The sequence below is a fragment of the Brachybacterium saurashtrense genome, assembly GCF_003355475.1.
Classification (GTDB): domain Bacteria; phylum Actinomycetota; class Actinomycetes; order Actinomycetales; family Dermabacteraceae; genus Brachybacterium; species Brachybacterium saurashtrense.
This window is the reverse complement of sequence record NZ_CP031356.1, coordinates 1,169,117-1,195,232: the sequence shown is the minus strand read 5'-3', so window position 1 is coordinate 1,195,232 and position 26,116 is coordinate 1,169,117. Positions and strand designations below refer to the sequence as shown.

Genomic DNA, 26,116 nt, shown 5'->3' with positions numbered 1-26,116 from the left:
GCTCTCGATCCTCCACGTCGCGGACGGACCTCCGACCTGCGCTGCACACCCCGGGCCACCGTCGCCGACGACCACGCTCCGCACGGGGGATCGTGCCTGCTGCGGGCTCAGACCCCGCCGGCAGCGCGGATGGTCGTCCCCGTGACGTAGCCGGCGTCGGCCGAGAGCGCGAAGGCGATGACCGAGGCGATCTCCTCGGGCCGGCCGACTCGGCCCATCGGATGCGTGCGCGCGACCCTCTCGGGCCGTCCTGGGTCTCCTGCGTCGGCATGCACCTGCGTGTCGACGGTCCCGGGCGCCACCCCGACGACTCTGATCCCGCGAGGCGCGACCTCGATCGCGAGACCTTTCGTGAGGGCGTCGACGCCCGCTTTGGCCGCCGCGTAATGCACGTACTCGCCCGGCGCGCCGGTGGTGGCCGCTCCGGAGGAGACGTTGACGAGCACGCCGCCGGAGCCCAGCTGCTGCACCGCCCGCCGCGCCACCAGGATGGCCGACGTCAGGTTGAGGTCGATGACGCGGCGGATGGTCTGCGGGGGCGTCTCGGCGAGTCCGGAGATCTGGAGGGTCGCGCCCACGTTGTTCACCACGGCGTCGAGCCGACCCATCTGGGACGATGCGGCGTCGAACAGCTCATCGATCCCCGCGTCGGTCGTCAGGTCGGCGCGGACCGTCGAGCACTCCACGCCCAGTGCCTCCGCCGCGGACTTCGTCGCGGTGGCGGCGTGCTCGTCACGCGCGTACCCGAGGACGAGGTCCCACCCGTCCTGGGCGAGTCGGAGCGACGTGGCTCTCCCTATCCCTCGGGTTCCTCCGGTGATGAGCGCCAGGCGGTTCCGCATGACGCCATCGTAGGGCGGCGGCGTGCCCGGCGCCGTCCGGGGCGCTCAGCGAGGACCGGGAGGGCCTCCGGACCGCCGACCCGTTCTCACAGCGTGATCTGGATCTTCACGTCCGTCGGCCGCCCCTCGAGGAAGCGCTCGAACGCCTGGACCGAGTCGTCGAAGGCGAAGGTCTCGGAGACGAAGGGGGAGAGGTCCACGGCGTCGCTCGCGGCGAGGTCGATCGCCTTCTGGTGCACGTTCGCGTAGCGGAACACGGTCTCCAGCGAGATGCCGCGGCTCTGGGCGGTGGCGATGTCGAACGGCACCGGGTCCACCGGCATGCCCACCAGCACGATCCGCCCGCCCGGTGCGGGCAGCGCCCACAGGCTCCGGTACACGGGCGCGGCGCCGGTCGCCTCGAACACCACCTGCGGGCCCCAGCCGCCGGTCGCCTCGCGCACCGCCTCGCCGAGGTCCTGCGCGGTCGCGTCCACCGTGGTGATCCCGTCGATCCCGTCCAGCAGCGCGAGCTTCTCCGGCAGCACGTCGGAGATGAACACGCGGCTCGCACCGCCGGCGAGCGCGGCGAGCGCGGTCATGATCCCGATGGTGCCCGCACCGATCACGGCGGCGACGTCGCCGGGGGAGATCTCCGCCTTGGTCGCGGCGAACATCCCCACCGCGAAGGGCTCGATGAGGGCACCCTCGGCGAAGCTCATCGACTCCGGCAGCTTGTACGTGTAGGCGGCAGGGTGGAGCACCTCCTCGGCGAGGCAGCCGTGCACGGGCGGGGTGGCCCAGAACTCGACGCCCGGGTCCACGTTGTAGTGGCCCTCCTTGACGGCGCGGGAGGTGGGATCGGGCACGCCCGGCTCCATGACGACGCGGTCCCCGGCCGCGAGGCCGGTGACGCCCTCGCCCACCTCGAGGACCGTGCCGGCGCCCTCATGGCCGAGGATCATCGGCGCCTCGACCACGAACGGGCCGATCTTCCCGTCGGTCCAGTAGTGCACGTCCGAGGCGCAGATGCCCACGGTGTGCATCGCGATCCGCACCTCGCCGGGGCCGGGAGCGCCGGGCGCCTCGACCTCCTCGATCGACATCCGGCCCTTCTCGTGCAGCATCAGCGCGCGCATCTCAACCCTCTTCCTCGGTGTGCGGTCGGTCTCATGATCGCAGAGCAGGGGCACGGTGAGGCGGGACGTCCCACGGTGCGTGAGAGCGCTGTCCCGCGCGGCCCGCTGCGCCGACCGGTCCTCCCCAGCGGTGCTGTGTCCACCACGGCCGGGAGCTGCTGTCGCGTCGCGGCGGCGCTTCCTAGTGTCGGAGGAGCTGGACGGCACGAGACGCGCGGGGAGGTGGAGTCGATGGGCGAGTTCGAGGAGGGCACGCCGGAGCGCGAGGAGCCGGGGGACGCCGAGACCGCTCGCCCCGAGGCCTCCGCCCGCTCCGCCGCGACCCCCGACCACCCGATGCTGCCAGCGCGTCTGCGCGCGGTGCATGAGGCGTCGTTCGAGGAGAGCCGCCGACTGGCCGTACGCTTCCGCGCCCTCGCCCCCTCCCACCGCGCCGTGCACGAGGAAAGCGTCGACGAGGACGAGGCCGAGGCCGAGCTGCTCGCGGCGGCCCTCGCCCTGCGCTGCACCCGCACCGTCGCCGCCCGCATCGTGCACGACGCGCACCGGGCCGTCGCCGAGCTCCCGCGCACCCTCGAACGCCTCGAGAGCGGCGAGTTCCCCGCGGCCTGGTTCGAGAGGATCCTGCGCCGCACCCGGCACCTGGCCGCGAGCCAGATGGAGCACGTGGACGCCGCGGCCGCGCACTGGCCCACCACCCTCACCACCGAGCAGTTCCAGCTGCGCCTGCGCCGCCTCCTCACCCGCCTGGACGCCCAGCAGGAGGTGCCCGCACACCTCACCCCGGAGGGACGGCGGCGCGTGGAGATGCTGCCCACCCGGGAGGACGGGATCGGCTGCCTGCGGGTGATCGGTCCGGTGCCGGAGATCCTCGACCTCTCCCGCCGGCTCGACGCCGCCGCCCGCGCCGTCCAGGCCGCCCAGCGCCGTGCCGTCGAGACGGGGGAGCCGATCCCCCTGGACCCCCGAGGCACGGTCGCCGAGACGGGGAGGATCTCCTCCCTCGCCCTGCTCCAGTACGACCTGCTGGGCGGCGCCGCCCTCGACACCGACGGAGTGCAGGTGCCCCGGCCCCGCTTCCGGTTCAACGTCACCGTGCCCGTGCTGACCCTGCTGGGCGGGGCCGAGGAGCCCGGCATGCTCGAGGGCACCATCCCGCTGCCCGCCGCGATGGCCCGCGAGCTGGCCGGCCGCAGCGAGACCTGGCACCGGGTGCTCACCGATCCCTGCACCGGCGCCTTCCTGCCGCTGCCGGCCACGCGCTACACGCCGACCCGCGCCATGCTCGAGCACCTGCGCCTGCGCAACGCCACCTGCGCCGTGCCCGGCTGCACTCGCCCCACCTCCTGGGCCTCCGAGGCCGATCACATCGAGGAGTACTGCCACGAGGACCCGGAGCGCGGAGGCCTCACCGAGATCGAGAACCTGCACCTGCTGTGCTGGCAGCACCACCGGGCGAAGACGGCCGGGCTGCTGGACCCCACCCGCCTGCCGTGCACCCCCGGGCTGCCGGGACGGACCGCCTGGTCCACCGACGACCGGGTGCAGGTGCTCGTGCGCGACAACGAGGATCTCGCGAGCCCCTCCACGACGAGGGAGCTCCTGGACTCCTGGGAGCGCTACGGGGCACGCCGCGACGCCCGACGGCGGGCGCTCGAACGACGGAGGAACCCGCCGCCCGCACCGCCACCACCCTTCTGACGGCACGGCGGAGGACCCTGCCTGCGCTCCGCGCCCCGCCCCGCCCGCCTCAGCGGACCAGCCGCACCTCGGCCAGGCCGAGCGTCTCGTCGCGGAAGCGCGCCCCGTCGGGGAGGAAGCCGTTGCGCCCGTAGAACCGCCTGGCCCGCGGATTCTGCTCGGCGACCCACAGCTGGGCCGGGGCGGGTGCGGGCAGGACCGCCTCGAGCAGGGCCTGACCGGCGCCGCCGCCATGGTGCGCGGCCAGCAGGTAGAGGGAGAACAGCTCCCGCTCGCGCACCGGAGCACTCTCGCCGATCCGGCGCGCGGCGCCGGCCATGGCGAATCCGATGATCTCGCCGCCCGCCTCGGCGACCGTCACCTCGGCGCCGTTCTCCAGGGAGCGCCGCCAGCGCTGCTCGCGCCGCGCGAGGGTGTCCGTCTCCCAGTGCGAGGCCGGCAGCAGCGCGGAGTACGTCTCCACCCAGGACGTGTGATGCACCCGCGCGCAGCCGTCCGCATCGCCCGGCACGGCGGGCCGGATCCGGAACGGGCGTCCGCTCCCAGGAGGTGCGCTGTCCATCCCCCGATCCTGCCCCATCCGCCTGCTCCCCGTCTGTCACACCCCTCCCACACGCTTCGTACGTACGTTCGAGATCACGACCTGGACACCTTGAGAGCCGTCCTGCCGAGGCGTACAGTTCGAACCCCTGTTCGAACACGTGTGCGAGGAATGGGCCAGTCCGGGAGGAGGGAGCGCGATGGGCACAGCCCTGCAGATCGAGGACCGCGAGCAGCGCCTGTCCCGGGCCCGCGCCGCCCTGGGCGCCGCCGAACGCTCCGCCGCCCGCTGGGGCGGACGGATCGACCGCACCGCCCTGCGCGGGGAGGGCCTCGAGCAGTCCTCCGCCGACGACGGGCTCGGCACCCGCCTGCCGGTGCCGAGGCCGCTCCAGGCACTGTTCCCGCGCGGCAGCCTCCGCGCCGGCAGCTCCGTGGCGCTCGAGGGCGCCGCGAGCACCTCCCTGCTGCTGGCCCTCGCGGTCGCCGCGGCGGGGGAGGACTCCTGGTGCGCGATCGCCGGGATGCCGGACCTGGGCCTGCGCTCCGCGATGGACGCGGGCCTGGACCCCTGCCGGCTCGCCCTCGCCCCGGCCGAGGGGGAGCAGCGCCCCCAGGTGCTCTCCGCCCTGGCCGACGGGGTGGGTGTACTCGTGCTCGGCCCCGACCTCGATCTCGCCCCCGCGCTGTGGCGCAGCCTGCTGGGCCGGGCCCGCACCGCCGACACCCTGGTCCTCGCCGCCGCCCCGCCCGGCCGCGCCGATCTCACGCTGCGCGCCGTCGGGCGGGGCTGGACCGGGCTCGGCCAGGGCTCGGGGCGGCTGCGCCGGCGCCGCCTCGAGATCCGCGCCGAGGGGAGGGGGATCGCCGGGCACCGCACCGTCGAGGTGCTGCTGCCGCAGGTGGACGGTCTGCTCGCCGCGGCCCCCGCCGGTGCCGCGGCCCGCCCGGCGATGCAGCTGCTGCCGAGTGCGCGGAGGGCCGGCTGATGGCCGCTCCCGTCACGGCCGCCGCTCCGGCTCCCGCCACCGCCCGCGCCACCCGCACCGTCGCCGTGACCGTGCCGGACTGGCCGCTGGTGGCGGCGCTGGACCACCACCAGCGGCGTGGCGAGGAGACGCCCTCGCCGGAGCCCGCCGCCCCGCCCGCTCCCGCCGACGCGCCCGTGCTGCTGCTGGACCGGCACCGCGTCACCCATGTCACCGCCGCGGCCCGGGAGGCGGGGGCCGCGGCCGGGATGACGCGCCGCGCCGCCCGTGCCGCCTGCCCCGAGGCGCTCGTGCTGGAGGCCGATCGTGAGCACGAGTCCGCGCTGTTCGAGCTGGTCGCCGCCGCGGTGGACACGATCGCCGCCGGGGTGGACGTGCTGCGCCCCGGGGTGCTGCTGATGGCCGCCCGCGGCCCGGCCCGCCACCAGGGCGGGGAGGGGCCGCTCGCGGAGCGGATCCTGGACGCGGTCGCGGAGCTCACCGGCTGGGACTGCACGGTGGGCATCGCCGACGGCCCCTTCGCCGCCCTGCTCGCCTCCCCGCCCGGGCGGATCGTGCGCGAGGGCCGCAGCGGCGAGTACCTCGCCCCGCACCCGATCGGCGCGCTCGCGCAGGCGCCCGTCGGCCCCGGCTGGGGGCACCGCGGCCAGCCCTCCGCCGCCCGGCCGGAGCGTCGGCTGGAGCTCGCCGAGACCGTCGACCTGCTGCAGCGGCTGGGGATCACCACCCTCGGGGACCTCGCCGCACTGCCGTCGGCCGCGGTCGCGGACCGCTTCGGGCCGGACGTGGCGACCCTGCACCTGCTGGCCCGCGGCGAGGAGCCGGCCCCGCCCGCGATGCACCATCCCACCCAGCCGCTGCTGGCCGAGACCACGCTGGAGACCCCGCTGGTGCGCACCGACCAGGCCGCCTTCATCGCCCGGCCGCTGGCCGAGCAGCTGCACGCCCAGCTGGTGGAGCGGGGCCTGGTGTGCACCAGGCTGCGGATCGTGGCCCGCACCGAGGGCGGGGAGGAGAGGGAGCGCACCTGGCGGCACGACGGGGCGCTGAGCGTCGCCGACGTGGTGGACCGCATCCGCTGGCAGTGCGACGGCTGGATCACCCGGGCGCGGCTCGGGGGTCCCGGCACCGGGGCGATCACCCGGATCGGTCTGCATCCGCTGCAGCTGGCGCCGGCGGGCGAGAACGCCCCGGCCCTGTGGGGCAGCGCGGGGGAGGCGGCCCAGCGGGCCTCCCGGGCGCTCGCCCGCGCCCAGGGCCTGGCGGGAGAGGAGGCGGTGCAGGTCCCCGTGCTCACCGGCGGGCGGCTGCTCGCCGAGGAGGCGATCCTCGTGCCCTGGCGCAGCGAGAGGCCCGCACGGCGCGAGGGCCCGTGGCCCGGCTCCCTGCCGCGCCCGGTGCCCGCCACCGTGTTCCGCGAGCCGCCGGCGGTACGGCTCGAGGACGCCGCGGGCCGACCCGTCGTGGTCACCGCCCGCGGCCTGCTAAGCGGCGCGCCGACCCGCCTGCTCGTCCCCGCCCCGGGGGCGCCGGCGCTGCAGCGTGCCGGGCTGCGCGCCGGCTCCGGCCACCCGGTGCTCGCCCATGCCGCCCCCGTCGTGCTCGACGAGCGCTGGTGGGCGCGGGACGGCCGACGGGCCGCGCGCCTGCAGCTCGTGGTGCAGGCGGCGAGCTCCGAGGAGGTCGCCGTGCTCGCCCTGTCCCGGGCGGGCGAGTGGACGCTGGAGGGGGTCTATGACTAGCGCGACGTGCTGCGAGGCACGAGCGGCAGGAGCGCAGTCGGGCAGCACCGCTAGCGCGACGTGCTGCGAGGCACGAGCGGCAGGAGCGCAGTCGGGAAGGGGCACCTGATGGCCGGATGGTTCCTGGGCCCGCCCGCGTGGAAGGACCTCGAGGCGATCCTCTCGGACCGCCCCGCCGAGCTGGTCTCCCCGCCGATCACCGTCGAGCACACCGGGAAGGCGGCCGAGGACGGCTACCGGCCCGCCCGGCACGTCGACTACGCGGAGCTGCACGCCCACTCGCACTTCAGCTTCCTCGACGGCGCCTCGAGCCCCGAGGACATGGCCGCGCAGGCGGCCCGCCTCGGGCTCGGCGCGCTCGCGCTGGTGGACCACGACGGGCTGCCCGGGGTGGTGCGGGCGGCGAGGGCCGCGGCCGAGGCCGGGATCGACCTGGTGGTCGGGGCGGAGCTGACCCTCGGCCTCGAGCCCGGGGCCGAGGAGGCCGGGACCACGCCCGTCCTCTCCGCGCCCCGCACCGGCGTGCCCGACCCGGACGGGGAGCACCTGTTGGTGCTCGTCAGGGATGAGACCGGGTACCGCCGCCTCTCCGCCGCGATCGCCCGCGCCCACCTGGACAGCGGGCAGAAGGCCGCGCCCCGCTACCGCCTCGCCGAGCTGTCGCGCATCGCACGGGAGGGGCACTGGCTGATCCTCACCGGCTGCCGCAAGGGCGCCGTGACCCGCGCCGCGAGCGCGCATCTGGCCGGCGGGGACCTGGAGGCGGCGGCGCAGGCCGCGGCGCGGCAGATCGCGCGCCTGGTGGAGCTGTTCGGGCCCGGGAACGTGGCCGTGGAGCTGATCGCCGGCGGCGGGGGAGAGGCGGACGAGCTCCACGACGCGCTCGCCCAGGGCGCGCGCCTGGTGCGCGAGGCGCACGGCCTGGACGAGATCTCGCTGCCGCTGGTGGCGAGCACGAACGCGCACTACGCCCGCCCGGCGGACAAGCGCCTCGCGGACGCCCACGCCGCCCTGCGCGCCGGGGTGGCGCTGGCCGACGCCGACCCGTACCTGTCCTCCCGGCCCGCGCACCTGCGCAGCGGGGAGGAGATGGCGCAGCTGCTGCCCCGCTACCCGGGCGCGATCGCGCAGGCGGCGCGGCTGGGACGGGACTGCGCCCTGGACCTGCGCCTGCTCGCCCCGGACCTGCCGCCCTTCCCCGTCCCCGCCGGGCACGACGAGGCCAGCTGGCTGCGGGAGCTGGTGGAGATCGAGGGGCGCGAGCGGTACGGGCCGCGCCCCGCCCCGGAGAGACCCGAGCAGGTGCCCGGGGCGTGGGCGCAGATCGACCACGAGCTGCGGGTCATCACCGATCTGCACTTCCCCGGCTACTTCCTCATCGTCCACGAGATCATCGACTTCTGCGCCGGGGAGGGGATCCTCGCGCAGGGGCGCGGCTCCGCGGCGAACAGCGCCGTCTGCTACGCGCTGGGGATCACGGCGGTCGAGCCGGTGGGCCACCACCTGCTGTTCGAGCGCTTCCTCGCCCCGGAGCGGGACGGCCCGCCGGACATCGACATCGACATCGCCTCCGACCGCCGCGAGGAGGTGATCCAGCACGTCTACCAGCGGTACGGGCGGGAGTACGCCGCGCAGGTCGCCAACGTCATCACCTACCGGGCGAAGCTCGCGGTGCGCGACGCCGCCCGCGCGCTCGGCTACGACCCCGGCGCGCAGGACGCCTTCTCCCGACGGATCGAGCGCTCCTTCTCCTCCCTGGCCGAGGCGGACGTCCCCGCCGACGTGGTCGAGCTCGCCCAGCAGCTGCGCGACGCACCACGCCACCTGGGCATCCACTCCGGCGGGATGGTGCTGTGCGATCGCCCGGTGATCGAGGTGTGCCCGGTGCAGTGGGCGGCGATGGCGGACCGCTCCGTGCTGCAGTGGGACAAGGACGACTGCGCCGACGCGGGTCTGGTGAAGTTCGACCTGCTGGGGCTGGGGATGCTCACGGCGCTGGACCATGCGCTGAGCCTCGTCGCCGAGCACCACGGCCAGCACTTCGAGCTGCGCACCCTGCCGCAGGAGGACGAGGCGGTGTACGACATGCTGTGCGCCGGGGACAGCATCGGCGTGTTCCAGGTGGAGTCCCGGGCGCAGATCTCCACCCTGCCGCGGCTGCGGCCGCGCTGCTTCTACGACCTGGTGGTGGAGGTGGCGCTGATCCGTCCCGGCCCCATCCAGGGCGGCAGCGTGCACCCGTACATCCGCCGCCGCACGGGCGAGGAGCCGGTCACCTTCCTCCACCCGGCGCTGGAGACGTCCCTGGGCCGCACGCTCGGGATCCCGCTGTTCCAGGAGCAGCTGATGCAGATGGTGGTCGACGTCGCGGACTTCACCCCCGCCCAGGCGGACCAGCTGCGGCGGGCGATGGGCGCCAAGCGCTCCACCCAGAAGATGCTGGATCTCTCCGATGCGCTGTTCACGGGGATGGCCCGTCACGGCATCACCGGGGAGGACGCGGAGGCGATCCACCGCAAGCTGCTCGCCTTCGCCAACTACGGCTTCCCCGAGTCGCACGCCTACTCCTTCGCGTACCTCGTCTACGCGAGCTCGTACCTGAAGTGCCACTACCCGGCCGCGTTCACCGCCGCGCTGCTGCGCGCCCAGCCGATGGGCTTCTACTCGCCGCAGTCGCTGGTGGCCGATGCGCGCCGCCACGGCGTGCTCACCCGCGGCCCGGACGTGCTGGCCTCCCGCGCCCGCACCGACCTGGAGACCGACGCCGAGCACCGCGGGTACCGGATCGAGGAGCCGGGGGAGCAGGTGCAGGGGGAGCGGGCCGCGCACGGCCCCGCGATCCGGCTGGGCCTGGACCAGGTGCGCGGCATCGGCACCGAGCTCGCGGAGGCGATCGTGGCCGAGCGGGAGCGCGGCGGGCCCTTCGCCTCGATCCCGGACCTCGCGCGGCGGGTGACGCTGACCGCCCGGCAGCTGGAGGCGCTCGCCACCGCCGGGGCGCTGGACGCCCTGGCGAGCTCGCGGCGGCAGGCGCTGTGGGCCGCGGGCGCCGCCGCCCAGGAGTCCCCGCACACCCTGCCGCATCTCGCGGTGGGTGCGCAGGCGCCGATGCTGCCGGGGATGAGCGACGCCGAGCTCGCCACCGCGGACGCCTGGGCCACCGGGATCACCCTGGACGAGCACCCGATGGCGCTGGTGCGCGCGCGGCTCACGGCCGACGGGGTGCTCTCGATCGAGGGCACCCGTGCGGCGGAGGACGGCTCCCGGCTCCGCGTGGGCGGCGTGATCACGCACCGCCAGCGCCCCGCGACCGCCGGGAACGTCACCTTCCTCAGCCTCGAGGACGAGACCGGGATCCTCAACGTGGTCTGCTCCCAGGGGTTCTGGGTGCGGCACCGCGCTCTGCTGCGCACCGCCCGGGCGGTGGTGCTGCGCGGCATCGTGGAGAACCGCACCGGCGCGGTGAACCTCGTCGCCGACGACGTCGCGCCCCTGGACCTCGCCGCGGCGGGCCGGTCCCGGGACTTCCGCTGAGCGCGGCTCAGGCCGTGGCCGGCAGGGCCCTCGCCCCCACGTGCTCGGAGCGGTCCGCCCGCCGCGCCCCGCGCGAGGCGACCAGGGTGAGCAGCAGCGAGATCGCCGCCCAGGCGAGGATCGACAGCAGGGTGCTGGAGGTGCTCACCAGGGTGCCGCCGAGTGCGGCGTGCACCAGCCCCTGGGTGACGATCGACAGCGGCATCAGCGCGCCCACGTCCTGCAGCAGGGCCGGCGCCGTCTCCACCGGCACGATCCCCACCAGGGTCACCACCTGCAGCACCATCAGCACGATCGAGGCGATCCGGCCGATCCGCGCGCCCAGCACCGTCAGCAGCGCCTGGTGCAGGGCGGCGAACATGACCGCCCCGGCGAGCGCCACCAGTCCCACCGCGAGCGGGGAGACGGGCGCGATGCCGATGCCGGTGAGCAGGGCCAGCGCCGCCACCGCCTGCACCACCGCGATCAGCAGCGCCGGGGCGAGGGAGCGCAGCACCACCCGCCACATCGGCAGCGCCCGGTCCAGCAGCGCACGGCGCAGCGCCGGCAGCAGCAGGAAGGAGGCGAAGGCGCCCAGCCACAGCGCCAGCGCGGTGACGAAGGGGAAGGTCGCGGTGTCCGCGCCGTCCGCCTCGTTCTGCCGCTGCACCTCGGTGCCGACGGGGGAGGCGGCCATCTCGCCCATGCGGGTGCGCTCGGACTCCGAGTAGGTGGGGATCTCGTCGGCGCCCTCGCGCAGCCCGTCGGCCAGCTCGTCGCCGCCGTCCGCGAGCTCGCCGGTGCCGTCGGCGAGCTCCTCGGTGCCGTCGGCCAGCTCCGAGGTGCCGTCGGCGAGCTGGCGGGAGCCGTCGGCGAGCCGGTCCGCGCCGGTGCCGAGCTCGTCCGCGCCGGAGGCCAGGGCCCCGGTGCCGTCGGCGAGCTCGTCGGCGCCGTCGGCCGCGGCCCGGGTCCCCTCGGCGAGCTGGTCCGCGCCGTCGGCGAGCTGGTCCACGCCGTCGGCGTACTGGACCAGGCCGTCGCGCAGCCCGGTCACGCCGTCGGTCAGCTGGGCGGCGCCGTCGGCGCTGGAGCGGGCGCCCTCGGCGAGCTGCCCGGTGGCCGCGACGAGGCCCGGGTTCTCGGCGCTGCCGTCGCCGTCGAAGGCGGTGTCGAGGCCCTCGGCGTAGGTGACCACGCCCTGGGTGCCCTGGACCAGGCCGGGGGAGTCCTCGGTGCCGTTGACGCCGTCGGCGAGCTGCTGGACGCCGTCCGCGGCGGTCCGGGCGCCGTCGCCCACGCCCTGCGCGGTGGCCATCAGGCCCGGGTTCTCGTCGGTGCCGTCCCCGTCGACGACGGTGTGCAGGCCGCCGGCGGCCTCGTCCACCCCACCGACGTAGCCGGACATGCCGGTGGCCTGCTGGCAGGCGGCCTGCGCCTGCGGATCCTCCGGGTACCGCTCGGCGAGCGCGCAGGCGGACTCCTCGAGCGAGCCGGAGAGGGCGCTCATGCCGGGGTTCTCCGCCGTGCCGTCCCCGTCCACGATCGCGTCGAGCCCGGCGGCGGTCTGGTCCACGCCCTCCGCGTAGCCGACCACGCCGTCCGCGGCCTGGACGAGGCCGGGCTGCTGCGCGGTGCCGTTCAGGCCGTCCGCGGCCTCCTGCGCACCCTGGCCCAGCTCCTCGGTGCCCTGGGCGACGCTGCGCGCCGTGGGCAGCAGGCCCGGGTTCTCGGCGGTGCCGTCCCCGGAGACCGCGCCGCCGGTGCGCTCCACGCCGTCGGCGACCTGCTCCAGGCCATCGGCGAGCTGGTCGGCGCCCGCGGCAAGTCCGGGGTTCGCGGCGGTGCCGTCGCCCTCGACGCCGTCGGCGAGCTGCTGCGCGCCGTCCACCAGGCCGGGCTGGTCCGCGGTGCCGCGCATGCCCTGCTGGAGCCCGGAGACGCCGCCGGCGAGCTCATCGGTGCCGTCGGCGAGGTCGTCGAGCCCGTCGGCGAGCTCCCGGGTGCCGTCGGCCGCCTGCCAGGTGCCGTCGGCGAGGGACCACACCCCGCCGGAGAACTCGCGCGCACCGTCGGCCGCCTCGGCGCTGCCGTCGGCGAGCTCCCGCGTGCCGCCGGCGAGCTCCTGCGCGCCGTCGTCGAGCGCGGAGGTGCCGTCGGCGAGCTCGCGGGCGCCGTCGGCGGCATCGGAGAAGCCGCTGTGGAGGTCGTTGAAGCCGAGGTAGAGGCCGTCGAGGTACTGCGCGGCGAGGTCGCCGCCCATGGTGGAGCTGGACGCCTCGGCGACGGCGGTGGCCACCAGGGCGTTGATCTGGCCGCTGGCGTCGTCGGTGGTGACCTCGAGGATCGCCGAGGTCGCTTCCGGGGTGCCGAGCGTGGCGAGGTCCTCGGAGAAGTCCGCGGGGATCACCACCACGGCGGCGTAGGTGCCGTCCGTGAGTCCCTGCTCGGCGTCCTCCTGGCTGGTGAGCCTCCAGTCGAAGCCGGTGGTCGCGGGGGCGTCCTGGCCCTCTACCGTGCCGGGCTGGGTGAGCGCGCCGGCGAGCAGCCGGCCGAAGGGGACGGTCTGGGTGGAGCCGTCCGCGGCGGTCACCTCGGCGCCCTCGTCGAGGTTCACCACGGCCGCCGGGACGCTGTCCAGGCGGTCCACGCGACCGCTCAGCGCCCACATGCCCAGTCCCACCACCAGCAGCGGCAGCACCAGGACGACGATCAGCGTGCGGGGATGGGCCAGGCGGCTCATGCGGGGGCTCCTTCGAGGGTCGCGGCGGTGGAGCGCTGGAGGGACAGGGCCTGCAGCCGGCGCGGGTCCCTCAGGGTGGCGTGGAGGTGGCGCTCGGCGTCGACGGGGCCGGCGGCGCGGGACCCGACGATCACGGTTCCGCCCTCGGCGAGCAGGGCGTCGAGGCGTTCGACGAGGTCCTCGTCCTCGAGCGCGGCGTGGGCGAGATCGGCGAGCTGCTCCACGACGATCACGGCCCGGCCCAGGCCGTGGCCGTCGATCTCGGAGAGCCGCGCGGCGACGGGGGCGCCGGCGCCGATCCAGTGGGTGCGGGCCTGGATCGCGCCGAGGTCGTCCGGCGCGAGCCGGTCGTGGACGGCCAGGACGCCCTCGGCGGGAGCGAGGCGCCCGCCGGCGAGGGCGAGGAAGGTGGCGCGGGCGGCGTCGTCGGGCGTGCGCACCACCAGCAGGGTGCCGGGCGTGATCGCGCCGGTGAGCGGGCCCAGCGTGCCCGGCGCGCCGAGCAGCGGGGCGACCACGCCGTCGAGCCGCAGCGCGTGAGCGCCGTGCTCCTCGCTCCAGCGGCGGTGCTCGAGCACGGCGGCCAGGCCCTCGCCCTCCACGTCCACGGTGGGCAGGGCGCGGGCGAGCCACCCGGGCAGCCACCAGGCGTGACGGCCCAGCAGCGCCAGCACCGCGGGCACGAAGGTCATCCGCACCACGAAGGCGTCCACCAGCACGCCCACGGCGAGCGCGACGGCGATCGGCTGCAGCATGAACCAGCCGGAGGTGACGAAGCCGGCGAACACCGCCACCATGATCAGCGCCGCGGCGGTGACCACGGGCGCGTTCGCGGTGAAGCCGCGCTCGATCGCGCCGCGGGCATCGCCGGTGTGCACGAACTCCTCCCGCATGCGGGAGACGAGGAACACCTCGTAGTCCATCGCGAGGCCGAACAGCACCCCCATCACCATGATCGGCATGAAGGAGACCACCGGGCCGTTGACGTCCACGAACAGCGGGCCGTTGAACCAGCCGTACTCGAACACCATCGCGGTCACGCCGAAGGCGGCGAGCACCGAGAACAGGTAGCCGACCGACGCCTTCAGCGGCACCCAGATCGAGCGGAACACCAGCGCCAGCAGCAGCAGCGACAGCCCCACCACGAACACCGCGAAGGGCAGCAGCGCCGCGGAGAGCTTGTCGGTGACGTCGATGCCCACGGCGGTGGAGCCGGTGACGGTGATGTCCGAGATGGACAGCTCCTGCTCCCAGCCGGCGGCGCCGTCGCGCAGGGCGAGCACGAGGTCCTTGGTGGACTGCGCGGTGGGTCCCTCCTCGGGGATCACCACCACCACGGCCATGTCCGCGCCGCGGTTCGGGGTGGCCAGCTGGATCTCGCGCACGTTCTCGAGCGCGGCGATGTCGCTCTCGAGCTCGTCCACCACGCCCAGCGGGTCGGTGGTGTTGATGATGTCCGCGGTGACCAGCAGCGGGCCGTTGTAGCCGGGGCCGAACTCCTCGGCGACCAGGTCGTAGGTGTCACGGGCGTCGGTGCCCACCGGTTCGGTGCCGAGGTCCGGCAGCGCCAGCTCGAGATCCCGGATCGGCACGGCCAGCGCCCCCACGCCCACGATCACCACCAGGATCGTCAGGGCGGGCACCCGCGTGACCAGGCGCACCCAGGCGCGCCCCAGGCTGCGGCGGGGCGCGGCAGGCTCGGCGGGCTCCGGCAGGGCGCCGTCGCCGGCGGCCATCGCCCGACGGGCTCGGCGGGGCCGGAGCCGCTCGCCGAGGATCCCCATGATCGCCGGCAGCATCGTCAGCGCCACCACCACGGCCAGGGCCACGGTGGCCGCGGCGGCCACGCCCATCACGGTGAGGAAGGGGATGCCGGTGATGAACAGACCCACCAGGGCGACGATCACGGTCATGCCCGCGAAGATCACGGCGCTGCCGGAGGTGGCCAGCGCCCGGCCGATCGACTCGTGGACGTCCTCCCCGGCGGCGAGCTGGTCGCGGTGGCGGGAGAGGATGAACAGGGCGTAGTCGATGCCCACGGCGAGGCCGAGCATCGCCCCCAGCGCCGTGGTCACCGAGGGGATGTCCACCCCGGCCGAGAGCGCCACCAGCGCGAGCATGGACACGCCCACGCCCACGATCGCGGTGATGATCGGGATCACGGCGGGCACCAGCGAGCGGAACACGATCGCGAGGATGAGCAGCGCCACCACCACGCCCACCACTTCGCCGGCGCCGAAGGGGATGTCCGAGCTCTGCAGCACCTGGCCGCCCAGGTGCGCCTCGAGCGTGGCGGTGTCGGCCCCGGCGACCAGGTCGGAGATCTCCTCGATCTCGTCGGCGGGGTACACGCCGGTGGGGAAGTCCATCTGGAACTGGGCGATGACGGCGGTGTCGTCCTCGGTGCGGGTGCCGGGGGAGAGGTCGTCGAAGGGGGAGGGGGCGGCGGAGACGTGGGAGACCTCGCCGATCTCGCTCATCAGCGCCTCGATCTCGTCCTGGTGCTCGCCGACGGTGGAGCCGTCCTCGGTCACGAACACCACCTGGCCGGAGGTGCCGCCCATCTCGGGGAACCGCTGGGCGAGGGTGTCGATGCCCCGCTGCCCCTCGGTGCCGGGGATCTCGATGTCGGTGGAGAAGGTGCCGCCGAGCCCCACGGCGAGGGCGCCGACGATCACCAGCAGGGCCAGCCAGGCGCCGACGATCCGCCAGCGCAGCACGGCCATCCGACGGCCGAGTCGGTACAGGGACGAGGACACGCGACCTCCAGGGCGGGCTCGAGCAGGGGGCACGTCGGACGACCCGCTCGAGACGCCCACGCATTCGATACGCATCTGTATCGGTGAGATACTATCGGCCGACGCCCGACACGCACAAACCAGTCCACGAGGAGCCATGACCGATCTGTTCGAGCCGCTGCCCGAGTCCGCGGGCACGCGCCGCCGCGAGAACACCCGCACCAAGCTGGTGCGCGCCTCGCTCGAGGTGTTCGTGGAGAAGGGCATCGACGGGGCCACCGTCGACGACCTGGTGCGGGCGGCCGGCTTCACCCGCGGCGCGTTCTACTCGAGCTTCTCCCGCCGCGAGGAGGTGTTCATCGCGCTGTTCGACGAGGTGACCACCGAGCTCATCGCGATAGCGCACAGCGCCGTCGCCGACGCCCTGGCCGCGGCGCAGGTGGACGGCGACTGCGCAATCCCAGAGACGGACGACGCCGGCGTGATGCTGGCCGTGTTCGAGGGGATCCGCCCCTTCGGCCGCCAGTGGTACCTGCTGTACTCCGAGGCGATCACCCGCTCCCTGCGGGACGAGGAGCTGCGAGCCGAGCTCGCCGTGCAGCGGGAGCGCATGCGCGACGAGATCGGCGCCCTGCTCAGCGCGCGCCTGGAGGCGTCGGGGGAGCGTGCGAAGCTGCCCGCGGAGGATCTCGCCCAGCTGCTCATGGGCATCTTCATCGACCTCATGCTGCGCGAGCAGATGGAGCAGCGTGACGTCACCGAGCTGGCGGCGACCACGATCCTGGGCACCCTGCGGGCGTTCATCGAGCCGCGCCCCGCCTGAGCCGTCGCCGTCGGCGCGGAGCCGCATTCGCCCGCTCCGTCCGATTCGTCGCGACACGCCCGATCGCGCGGGGGAGCGCGCGCCCCCGCGGGAGCACCCCTACCGTGGTGCCGGTGTGACGACCGTCCCACCTGCTTCCCCTCTTCCCCAGGAGACGCCATGTCCGCCTACCGACCGCGCCACCTCGCCCCTCCCTCACCCGCCCCCGAGCCCACCGGCTCCACCCGACGCTCCCTGCTGCGCGGGGGTGTGCTGGGCGCCGCCGCCCTCGGCACCGGCGCCGGCACCGCCGCCCTGGCCGCACCCGCCGCGAACGCCCACGGCATCTACGGCCAGGACGTCTCCGGCTGGCAGGGAGAGGTGGACTGGGCCGCGCAGGCGGCGCTGGGCTCCCGCTTCGCCTACGTCAAGGCCACCGAGGGTCGCTCCTACCGCGCCCCCTCCTTCGACCACCAGTACCGCGGCGCCGGCGCCGCGGGCCTCGTGCGCGGCGGCTACCACTTCGCCCGCCCCGACTCCGGGGGGCCCGAGGAGCAGGTGGACTTCTTCCTCAACAACGGCGGCGGCTGGACCGCCGACGGCACCACCCTGCCCGGCATGGTGGACCTCGAGGGCTACCACGGCCTCCCGCGCGACTACGGCTACAGCCGCCAGGAGATGCGCGAGTGGATCATGGGCTTCTCCAACCGCTACCTCGCGCAGGTGGGGCGCCGCCCCGTGCTCTACACCAACCTGCACTGGTGGAACGACGTGGTGGGGGACTGGACCCCGGTGAACTCGCCGCTGTTCCTCGCCTCCTACCGCGCCGACCGCCCCACCACGCTGCCCGGCCGCTGGTGGGGCTGGGAGCTGTGGCAGTACTCCGACTCCGGCCCCTTCGCCGGGGACTCCAACCTCTGGTACGGCAGCGAGAGCCGGTTCCAGAGCTTCGTGACCGACGCGGACTACGACGCCGCCGGGATCTGAACGCCGCGGGATCTCAGGACAGCGCGCCGGGCCGGGGCGAGGACGCCCCGGCCCGGCCCTGTGTACCCTTCCCCGGTGACCACTGAGAACCGCGCCCCCGCACCCCCCGCCCCCCACTCTGGACGCCCGGCCGGCGCCGTCTACGCCGACCGGGGCAGCTCCCACTTCGACATTCTCCTCGCCGCCATGGTCACCGTGGTGGTGCTCTCCGGGATCGGCGCCGCCAAGGGCGTCAGCTTCGGCGAGATCCCCGGCACCGGCTTCGAGATCATCACCGACGGCGGCTTCTTCCTCTTCCCTCTCGCCTACGTGCTCGGCGACATGATCACCGAGCTGTACGGCCCCCGCAGCGCCCGCCGCGCGATCCTCACCTCCTTCGCCGTGAGCATCCTCGCCTCGCTCAGCTACCAGGTGATCATCGCCCTGCCCCCGTTCCCGGACGAGTATGGCCTGGCCAAGCAGGCGGCCCTCGAGCTCGCGCTCGGCCCCGTCTGGATCGTGGTGCTCGCGGGGCTGGCCGGCTTCCTCGCCGGCCAGAGCCTGAACTCCTTCGTGGTCTCGCGCATGAAGCAGCGCACGGGGGAGCGCGGCCTCATCGCGCGCCTGTTCACCTCCAGCGGCCTCGGCGAGCTGGTGGACACCATCATCTTCTGCTCCATCGCCTCGGTCGCGATCGGCATCACCACCCTCGAGCAGTGGGCCGAGTACACGATCCTCGGCGTGCTCTACAAGGTGATCGTCCAGTACGCGATGATCCCGGCGACCTCCGCGGTGATCCGCTGGATGAAGCGCACCGACCCCAGCTACCGCGAGCGCCTCGCCGCATCCCAGCAGGCGGACGCCGCCGCCTGACGGCTTCACCCTCTCCGGCCGCCCTGCATAGGATGGCGGGATCGAGCCGGGCGGGATCCCTGTGATCCGCCCGGCTCGACGTCTTCACGCCTGAGAGGAACCCCGTGGCCCCCGTCGCCGACGACATCCCGCCCGCCCACCTGCGCGAGGAGCCCACCTCCTCGACGGGCTCGGTCCCCGCGATCACCGGCTCGATCCCCACCATCACCGGCGCCGTGCCGGTGCTCGAGGACCCCGCCGACGCCGAGTTCGCGCAGCTGCCCAGCCAGGAGGAGCTCAGCCGCACCCGCGGCAAGGTCACCGCCATGGTGATCGTGGTGCTCACCACGCTCAGCGCCATCGGGCCGCTGGCCACCGACATGTACATCCCGGCCTTCCCGGACGTCGCCGCGGAGCTGGGGACCACCGCCTCCCGCATGCAGCTGACGATCACCGCGTTCTTCCTGGGCACCGCGAGCGGGCAGGTCGTCGCGGGCCCGCTCTCGGACCGTCTGGGCCGGCGCGGCCCGCTGCTGATCGGGATCGTGCTGTGCCTGCTGGCCTCGATCGGCTGCGCGCTGGCGCCGTCGGTCGAGCTGCTGATGGTGATGCGCGTGCTGCAGGGGATCGGCGGCGGGTTCGGGATGGTGCTGGGCCGCGCCGTGCTGATCGACATGACCGACGGCCCGGAGCTGTTCCGGGTCATGAACATCATGCAGGGCGTGGGCGGGGTGGCCCCGATCGTCGCGCCGCTGATGGGCGGCATCATCCTGCTGGTGGGGCAGTGGCGGGAGGTGTTCGTGGTGATCGCCGTGATGTCCGCGATCTCGCTGGTGGGGGTGCTGCTGATGATCCCCGAGTCGCTGCCGGTCTCACGGCGTCACTCCGGCGGGTTCCGCACCTTCCTGCGGAACGTGCGCACCCTGCTGTGCCGTCGTCTGTTCGTGGCGTACATGCTGGTCAACGCGTTCTCCGCGTTCGCCCTCATGGCCTACGTCTCCGCTTCGTCCTTCGTGGTGCAGGAGATGCTGGGCTTCACCTCCACCCAGTACTCGGTGAGCTTCGCGATCAACTCGATGGGGATGATGGTGATGTCGCTGCTCTCGGCGCGGCTCACCCGCACCATCCACCCGCGCGACCTGATCCGGGTGGGCCTGATCGTGGTGTCGCTGGCGAGTTTCGCGCTGTTGATCGGCAGCCTCTTCCTGGACACCCCGGCCTGGATCGTGCTGCCGGCGTTCTTCTTCACGGTGGCGCCGCAGGGGATGATCTTCGGCAACGGCGGGGCGCTGGCCTCGGATCAGGCGCGGGAGATCGCGGGGACGGGCTCGGCGATGCTGGGCCTGGGCTTCTCCTTCTCCGCCTCGCTCGCCGCCCCGCTGGTGGGCGTGGCCGGCACCCAGTCCTCGCTGCCGATGGCGATCGCGATGGTGTGCGGCGTGCTGATCTCCGGCGCGTTCTTCATCATGGCGGGCCGGGAGAGCGGCACCCCGAACCCGCACGCCGGGCGGGTGGCGTGACGGGGCGCCGAGCGCCTCAGAGCCCCGTCGCGGCGGAGACGTCCGCGCAGATCACGGCGCGATTTCCCTCCTGATCGGCGAGCACGGTGAGGCCGGGGGAGTCGGAGTCGTCCACGATCTCGGCGCCCGCGGCGACCGCGGCGTCGATCCTCGCGCGCACCACCTCCGGGGCGAGGTAGATCTCCAGGTGGAGGCGCGTCCCCGGTGCGTCGCCCTCCGCACGGTCGCCGAACCAGAGATTCGGCACCCGTCCGCGCACGTCGCGGATCTCGTCGCTCGGCGAGCCGTGACCCTGCGCCTCGGCGCTGCCGGTGAGCAGCTGCGCCCACACGGGCGCGATCCTGGCGGAGTCCGCCGCGTCCAGGCCGAGCTCGATCTGCGTCACCCAGGCGACGACGTGCTCCGTGCCGTCGGCCTCGCGGTACACCGCGTCCTGGGAGATCAGCGTCAGGTCCACGGCATCGGCGACGAGCGAGACCCGTGGATGATGCGCCAGGGACGCGCCGGCGTCGGCGACGGCCGCGAGGAACTGGGCGCCGGCGGCGAAGTCGTCGAGCAGGAAGCGCGCGTGCAGTCCCTGGGCGAGCTTGCGCCAGTCGCTGAGATGAGCCGCGGCGATCTCGTCGCCCCTGAGGATGTCCATGCCACCGCAGGCTACGCCGCGCGACGACGGACGGACAGGGTGTGCAGCGGATCGGCAGTGCTCTGGGCACCCCTCTCGGGCACCGCCGATAATGTACGTTATGTAAAGTCGAGCGGGAGGCGCCGACGTTCCGCGCCGTCCGACGCCTCCCCGCTCATCGCTCCTCCGGTGCACTCACGCCGACGGGCCCGCGGGCGCCTGCACCGCCTTCTCGGGACGGAGCCTGTCCATCGCGGGATCGTAGAGCGGCTCCTGGGCCACGCTCGCCGCGAGGCGCGTGCCGAGGTACTCGACCTCGACGCCGTCGCCGACCTCCAGGTGGTCGGGCAGCCAGGCGTACGCGATCCCGCGGCCGAGCGTGTAGCCGTACGCGGCGCTGGTGACGTAGCCGGCGGCGGTCTCGGAGCCGGGCAGGAACACCGGCTCGTGGCCGAGCGCGATCGACGTCGGCTCGTCGAAGGTGAGGCACGTCAGCCGCGTCGTCGTGGTGGCCCCCCGCGCGGCCAGCGCGTCCTTGCCCACGAAATCCGCCGTCTTCGAGGCCTTCACCGCGAAGCCGATGCCCGCCTGCACGGGCTCGTGCTCGCTGGTCATGTCCGTGCCGAAGGAGCGGAACCCCTTCTCCAGGCGCAGGGACTCGAACGCCTCGCGACCGGCCGCGACGATGCCCGACTCCTGCCCCGCCGCGAAGAGCGCGTCCCACAGCCGCTCCCCCAGGTCCGCCGAGGCGTACAGCTCCCAGCCGAACTCGCCGACGTACGACAGCCGCATGGCCGTCACCGGGATCCCCGCGAGCGTGACGCTCCTGGTGCGGAAGTACCCGAGCGCCTCGGCGCCGAGGTCCTCGACCGTCAGGCGCGCCACCACCTCCCCCGCGAGCGGGCCCCACAGCCCGATGCAGCAGGTCCCGGGCGTGATGTCGCGCACCTCGACCCACCTCGCGGGGTCCGCCTGGGACTGGTGCCTGGCCTCGCGGGTGAGGTACGCGAGGTCGATGCCGCCGTTGGCGCCGACCCGGTAGTCGTTCTCGCCGAGGATCGCGACGGTGATGTCGCTGGTGATGCCGCCTGCCCGATCCAGCAGCAGCGTGTAGCTGACGGCACCGGGCCGGCGCCGCATCGACGAGGTCGTCAGGCGGTCGAGCAGGTCGGCGGCCCCGGGGCCGGTCACCGAGAAGCGCGAGAGCGCCGTCATGTCGTACATCGCGACGGCGGTGCGCGTCTTCCATGCCTCGCACGCCGCGAGGGGCGAGTGGAACTGCGCCGACCAGTCGTCGCGCGGCGGGGCCGCCCACTCGGCGGGCAGCTCCTCGAGCAGATGGGCGTTGGCCTCGTACCAGTGCGGCCGCTCCCACGCGTGCGCTTCCAGGAAGAAGGCGCCCAGCTCCACCTGGCGCCGGTGGAACGGGCTGAGCCGCAGGTCGCGCGGTGAGACCCGCGGCTGGCGGGGATGCAGGACGTCGTAGATCTCGACGAAGTTCTGCTGGCTCGTCTCGTCCACGTAGGCGCGGGTGGTCTGGATCCTCTCGAAGCGGTTGAGGTCGAGGCCCGAGAGGTCGGTCTGCGAGGAGCCCGTCGTGATCACCTCGGCGAGGGCGCGCGAGACACCCACCGAGTGCGTCACCCAGACCGCCTCGGCCACGAAGAACCCGTCCACCCCGGCGGACTCCCCCACCAGCGAGCCGCCGTCGGGCGTGAAGGAGAACACGCCGTTGAAGGCACGGTCGACCGAGGTCTGCCGCAGCTCGGGCAGCAGCTGCTGCGACTCCTCCCACTCGGTCGCGAAGTCCTCCGGCGTGAAGGGCAGGCTCGACGGCATCGCCTCGTGGGTGATCTCCTCGGCGCGGTACCCGGGCAGGTCGTCGAGGGCGATGGGCATGGGACGGTGCGCGTACGAGCCGATCCCGATCCGGTCCCCCCACTCGCGGTAGTAGAGGTCGCGATCCTGGTGGCGCAGGATCGGGGCGGACGCCCCCTTCGGCAGCTCGTTCTTCCCCCGCAGGCTCGGCACGGGCGTGGTGATCGCGAACTGATGGCCCAGCGGCAGCAGCGGGACCTCGACCCCTGCCATCTCGCCGATCCGCGGCCCCCAGAACCCGGCGCAGGAGACGACGATGTCGGCCGGGATGCGCTCCTCCCCCACGAGCACGGCGCGCACGCGACCGCCGGAGGTGTCGATGCCCGTCACCGCGGTCCGGTCGCGGAACTCGACCCCGGCCCTCCGCGCGCGGTCGATGACGAGGCGCGTTCCCTTCAGCGCGAGTGCGAGGCCGTCCCCGGGGGTCCAGAGGCCGCCGAGCACGGGCTCGGGATCGACCATCGGGAACAGCCGGCGGCACTCGTCGGTGTCGACCACGTGCGCCTCGACCCCCCAGGAGCGGTTCCAGCCCGCACGACGATGCAGATCCTGCAGCCGCTCGGGGGTGGTCGCGAGCTCGAGCCCGCCGACGGCCAGATACGATCCCGTGCCGTCCGGTCCGGTCAGGTGCGTGTACTTCTCGATGGTCTGCTGCGCGAAGGTGGCCATCGACTTCGAGGCGTTCGACGAGAAGACGAGGCCGGGAGCGTGCGAGGTGGACCCGCCCGGCGTCTCCAGCGGGCCCTGCTCGAGCACGAGCGTGTTCGTGAACCCGCGCTGGGCGAGCTCGTCAGCGAGGTTCGCGCCGACGATGCCGGCGCCGATGATGACGATGCGGGGTGCGGTGCTCATGGTGGGCTCTCTCTCGAGGGGTCAGGCGTCGATGACGAGATCGGTCACGGCGGTGGAGCAGCAGGGCAGGAACTTCCCGGCGGCGATCTCGCGTGCGCGGATGCCGCCCTGGTGGTGCATGTCGACGTCGCCCTCGAGCTTCACGACCTTGCACGAGCCGCACATGCCCTCCTGGCAGTTGGCGCCGATGCGCACGCCGGAGGCGCGCGCCGCCTGGAGGATGTTCTGCTCCGGGTCGATGCGCACATCGAGCCCGCTGCGGAGGAAGGACAGGGTGAGCGCGCCGGCGCCGACCACCCGGCGCTCCCCCTCCGGTGCGTCCGGGGTGCGGGGAACGGGCGCCCTCGCCTCGGCGTCGACCGCCACGGTGGGCTCCACGTGCGCCAGCGCCGGGTCCTCCGCCGCGAGCTCGTAGACGTCCAGGGCCGGGACCTGGAGATCCGTGCTCTCCTCGACCGCGTCCTGCAGATCCTCGGCGAACTCCGTGGCGGCCGCGAGCTCGGCGGCGTACTCGCGCCGCGTGGCGGTGTCGCCGGTGAAGTTCTCGACGAACACCGAGGTGTCGTCCACGCCCACCGCCGGAAGGCAGTCGAGCACGCGCTCGAGGTAGCCCTGCGGGCCGCAGGCGTACACCTGGCGCCCGTTGGCGTCGGGCGCGACGGCGTCGATCATCTCGGCCGAGATGCGCCCCACCCGGCCGCCCCACCCCGAGGGCCGCTCCCTGTCGCCGAGCGAGTACACCACGCGCACCCGGAAGTCGGCCTTCTCGAGGAAGTCGAGCTCGTCGACGAAGGCGAACCGGTCCGGGGACGCGCCGTGATAGAGCAGGCAGACGTCCGCCTGTCCCGGCAGGGAGTGGATCGTGCGGATCATCGACATGATCGGGGTGATGCCCGATCCGGCGGCGAGGAACAGGTAGCGCGCCCGGCGGTCGTAGTCGGGCAGGTGGAAGGCGCCCACCGGGCCCAGCATGTCCAGGACCATGCCCGGGCGGATGTTCGCGTGCGCCCACGACGACACCAGCCCGGCCCCGTCGCGCCGCACCGTCACGGCGAAGGTCCACGGCGAGGTCGGCGCGCTGGAGAGCGAGTAGCTGCGGCTGACCGGCTCGGCGTCCTCCCCGTGCACGGGGACGTCGATGTTGAGGTACTGGCCCGCGCGGAAGGCGAGGGGCGCGCCGTCCGTCCGACGGAACACGAAGGTCGTGCTGTCCTGGCACTCGGGGATGGTCTCGACGCACTCGGCCTGGAACTCCTGCGGGTACCAGGGGCCGAGCGCCGTCGCAGCGTGCGCGGGCCCCGTCACCGCCGCCAGGACGCGGTTCCACGGCATCTCGAGGCCTCGCGTGCGCAGGGCGCGCGGCACCGTTCCCCTGTCCACGTCGACCTCGAAGCTCACTGCAGCCTCTCGCGCAGGCGGGTGATGTACCAGTTCACGAAGGCTTCGACCTGGTACTCGCTCTTCATGTACGGCCCGGGCTCGTAGGCAGGGCTGGCGGCACCCCGCTGGCACAGCTCCACGAACGCCTTGTCCTGCAGGTTGGTCTGCTTCCAGGTGTGCGTCAAGGCCTCGAGGTCGTAGTCGACGCCCTCGACGGCGTCGTCGGCGACCAGCCAGGTGGTGCGCACCAGCGTGCGTCCCTCGTCGATCGGGAACGCCGCGAAGGTGATCACGTGATCGCCCAGGAGGTGGAACCAGCTGTTGGGCTGCAGGTGCATGGAGCAGCGGCCCAGACGGAAGTCGGGCAGATCGCCCAGCAGCTTCTTCGACAGCCGCCGACCGTCGGGCGAGAACGACTCCCCCTCGCCGTCGAGCGGCTCGCGCGAGATGCGGATGCCGACCACGCGGGTGTCGAGCTCCTCGACCACCTCGAACGACAGGCCGTATCGGCGGCACCGCTGCTCGAGGGCGGCGCTCGCCGAGAGGTTGCGGGTCCAGACGTCGGTGAGGTGGTGCGGCACCGTCTCGTCGGTCAGGCCCCAGGTGGGGAACAGCGAGCACGCCAGCTCGGGGTGACCGTCGCAGTGGTAGCACTCGCGGTTGTTCTCCATCACGAGCTTCCAGTTGCCCTGCTCCACGATGTCCTGCTGGTACGCGACCTTCGTGGCGCCGAGCTCGTGCGGCTCGACGTAGGGGCGGAAGATCTCGGCGACCTGGTCGAAGTCCTCCGGCGGCTGCGCCGCGATGCACACGAAGATCAGGCCGCCCACCACCCGGCAGTGCGCGCGCTTGAGCGCGAAGCAGCCGGCGTCGAAGTCGATCTCGCCGGGCGCCGAGGCGTGGATCAGCTCTCCGCTCGGGGCGTACGTCCACGAGTGGTACCCGCACACGAGGTTCCCCGTCGTGCCGGAATCCTCCGTGAGGATCCGGGCTCCGCGGTGACGGCACACGTTGTGCAGCGCCCTGACGGAGCCGTCGTCGTGGTGCAGCAGGATGAGCGCGTAGGGGCCGAAGTCGACGGTGATGTAGTCGCCGGGCTCGGGCAGCTCGGCGATGCTCCCCGCGAACAGCCAGTGCTGCCCGAAGATGGCGCGCATGTCCAGGTCGAACAGCTGCCTGTCGGTGTAGAACGGGGCCCTCAGCGAGAAGCCCGGCCGACGGGACTCGACGAGCGCCTGAAGCTCGGCGAGCTTCTCGGGCGCGATGTCGGGGGTGGTGACGGGTGCTGCGAAGATCGCGTCGATCGCTGCCATGCTCTCCC

General features: G+C 73.9%; 17 protein-coding genes. 8 read left to right on the top strand and 9 right to left on the bottom strand.

Going from position 1 to position 26,116, the window contains the following annotated elements:
* Positions 1-107 precede the first annotated feature (107 nt).
* On the bottom strand, positions 108-842 hold the full coding sequence (locus DWV08_RS05400) for an SDR family NAD(P)-dependent oxidoreductase (protein WP_115412859.1): 735 nt from the start codon (positions 840-842) through the stop codon (positions 108-110).
* Between the two features lie 86 nt (positions 843-928).
* Entirely contained in the window at positions 929-1,960 is a 1,032-nt protein-coding gene (locus DWV08_RS05395) for an NAD(P)-dependent alcohol dehydrogenase (RefSeq protein ID WP_115412858.1), read from the bottom strand.
* Between the two features lie 231 nt (positions 1,961-2,191).
* On the opposite strand from DWV08_RS05395, the gene DWV08_RS05390 reads away from it, so the two are divergent.
* Positions 2,192-3,661, top strand: a complete 1,470-nt coding sequence (locus DWV08_RS05390; RefSeq protein ID WP_241237388.1) for an HNH endonuclease signature motif containing protein — start codon at positions 2,192-2,194, stop codon at positions 3,659-3,661.
* 49 nt (positions 3,662-3,710) lie between these two features.
* Here DWV08_RS05390 and DWV08_RS05385 read toward each other — a convergent pair whose 3' ends face one another.
* Complete coding sequence (locus tag DWV08_RS05385) at positions 3,711-4,223, bottom strand: GNAT family N-acetyltransferase (RefSeq protein ID WP_115412857.1); 513 nt, start codon at positions 4,221-4,223, stop codon at positions 3,711-3,713.
* Positions 4,224-4,401: 178 nt separating this feature from the next.
* On the opposite strand from DWV08_RS05385, the gene DWV08_RS05380 reads away from it, so the two are divergent.
* From DWV08_RS05380 to DWV08_RS05370, 3 genes are all read left to right on the top strand, one after another.
* On the top strand, positions 4,402-5,190 hold the full coding sequence (locus tag DWV08_RS05380; protein WP_115412856.1) for a hypothetical protein: 789 nt from the start codon (positions 4,402-4,404) through the stop codon (positions 5,188-5,190).
* Complete coding sequence (locus tag DWV08_RS05375; protein ID WP_115412855.1) at positions 5,190-6,932, top strand: Y-family DNA polymerase; 1,743 nt, start codon at positions 5,190-5,192, stop codon at positions 6,930-6,932. Before DWV08_RS05380 ends, DWV08_RS05375 begins: the two co-directional genes overlap by 1 nt.
* A gap of 108 nt (positions 6,933-7,040) precedes the next feature.
* Positions 7,041-10,466 carry an error-prone DNA polymerase gene (locus DWV08_RS05370; protein WP_115412854.1) on the top strand — a complete coding sequence of 1,142 codons (3,426 nt, stop codon included), beginning with the start codon at positions 7,041-7,043 and terminating at the stop codon, positions 10,464-10,466.
* 7 nt (positions 10,467-10,473) lie between these two features.
* Here the strand turns inward: DWV08_RS05370 and DWV08_RS05365 are convergent, their stop codons facing one another.
* Positions 10,474-13,185 carry a YhgE/Pip domain-containing protein gene (locus DWV08_RS05365; RefSeq protein WP_115412853.1) on the bottom strand — a complete coding sequence of 904 codons (2,712 nt, stop codon included), beginning with the start codon at positions 13,183-13,185 and terminating at the stop codon, positions 10,474-10,476.
* Positions 13,182-15,944 carry an MMPL family transporter gene (locus DWV08_RS05360; RefSeq protein WP_115412852.1) on the bottom strand — a complete coding sequence of 921 codons (2,763 nt, stop codon included), beginning with the start codon at positions 15,942-15,944 and terminating at the stop codon, positions 13,182-13,184. The genes DWV08_RS05365 and DWV08_RS05360 overlap by 4 nt, the downstream gene beginning before the upstream one ends.
* Positions 15,945-16,080: 136 nt before the next feature.
* On the opposite strand from DWV08_RS05360, the gene DWV08_RS05355 reads away from it, so the two are divergent.
* From DWV08_RS05355 to DWV08_RS05340, 4 genes are all read left to right on the top strand, one after another.
* Positions 16,081-16,746, top strand: a complete 666-nt coding sequence (locus tag DWV08_RS05355; protein ID WP_115412851.1) for a TetR/AcrR family transcriptional regulator — start codon at positions 16,081-16,083, stop codon at positions 16,744-16,746.
* 159 nt (positions 16,747-16,905) lie between these two features.
* The gene (locus tag DWV08_RS05350) at positions 16,906-17,712 is read left to right on the top strand and encodes a GH25 family lysozyme (protein ID WP_115412850.1); all 807 of its coding nucleotides are present in this window, start codon (positions 16,906-16,908) and stop codon (positions 17,710-17,712) included.
* Between the two features lie 75 nt (positions 17,713-17,787).
* A complete protein-coding gene (locus tag DWV08_RS05345; RefSeq protein ID WP_115412849.1) occupies positions 17,788-18,564 on the top strand; it encodes a queuosine precursor transporter in 777 nt (258 codons plus the stop codon).
* A gap of 104 nt (positions 18,565-18,668) precedes the next feature.
* A complete protein-coding gene (locus DWV08_RS05340; protein WP_162801504.1) occupies positions 18,669-20,063 on the top strand; it encodes a multidrug effflux MFS transporter in 1,395 nt (464 codons plus the stop codon).
* A 16-nt stretch (positions 20,064-20,079) separates the two neighbouring features.
* On the opposite strand, the gene DWV08_RS05335 is transcribed toward DWV08_RS05340, so the two are convergent.
* The 4 genes from DWV08_RS05335 to DWV08_RS05320 all read right to left on the bottom strand — a co-directional run bounded on the left by DWV08_RS05335 (position 20,080) and on the right by DWV08_RS05320 (position 26,108).
* A complete protein-coding gene (locus DWV08_RS05335) occupies positions 20,080-20,706 on the bottom strand; it encodes a VOC family protein (RefSeq protein WP_115412848.1) in 627 nt (208 codons plus the stop codon).
* Positions 20,707-20,880: 174 nt separating this feature from the next.
* The gene (locus DWV08_RS05330) at positions 20,881-23,415 is read right to left on the bottom strand and encodes a GcvT family protein (RefSeq protein ID WP_115412847.1); all 2,535 of its coding nucleotides are present in this window, start codon (positions 23,413-23,415) and stop codon (positions 20,881-20,883) included.
* Between the two features lie 21 nt (positions 23,416-23,436).
* Positions 23,437-24,813, bottom strand: coding sequence for a flavin reductase family protein (locus DWV08_RS05325; RefSeq protein ID WP_206516760.1), 1,377 nt, complete (start codon positions 24,811-24,813; stop codon positions 23,437-23,439).
* The gene (locus tag DWV08_RS05320) at positions 24,810-26,108 is read right to left on the bottom strand and encodes an aromatic ring-hydroxylating oxygenase subunit alpha (protein WP_115412846.1); all 1,299 of its coding nucleotides are present in this window, start codon (positions 26,106-26,108) and stop codon (positions 24,810-24,812) included. Before DWV08_RS05320 ends, DWV08_RS05325 begins: the two co-directional genes overlap by 4 nt.
* Positions 26,109-26,116 lie beyond the last annotated feature (8 nt).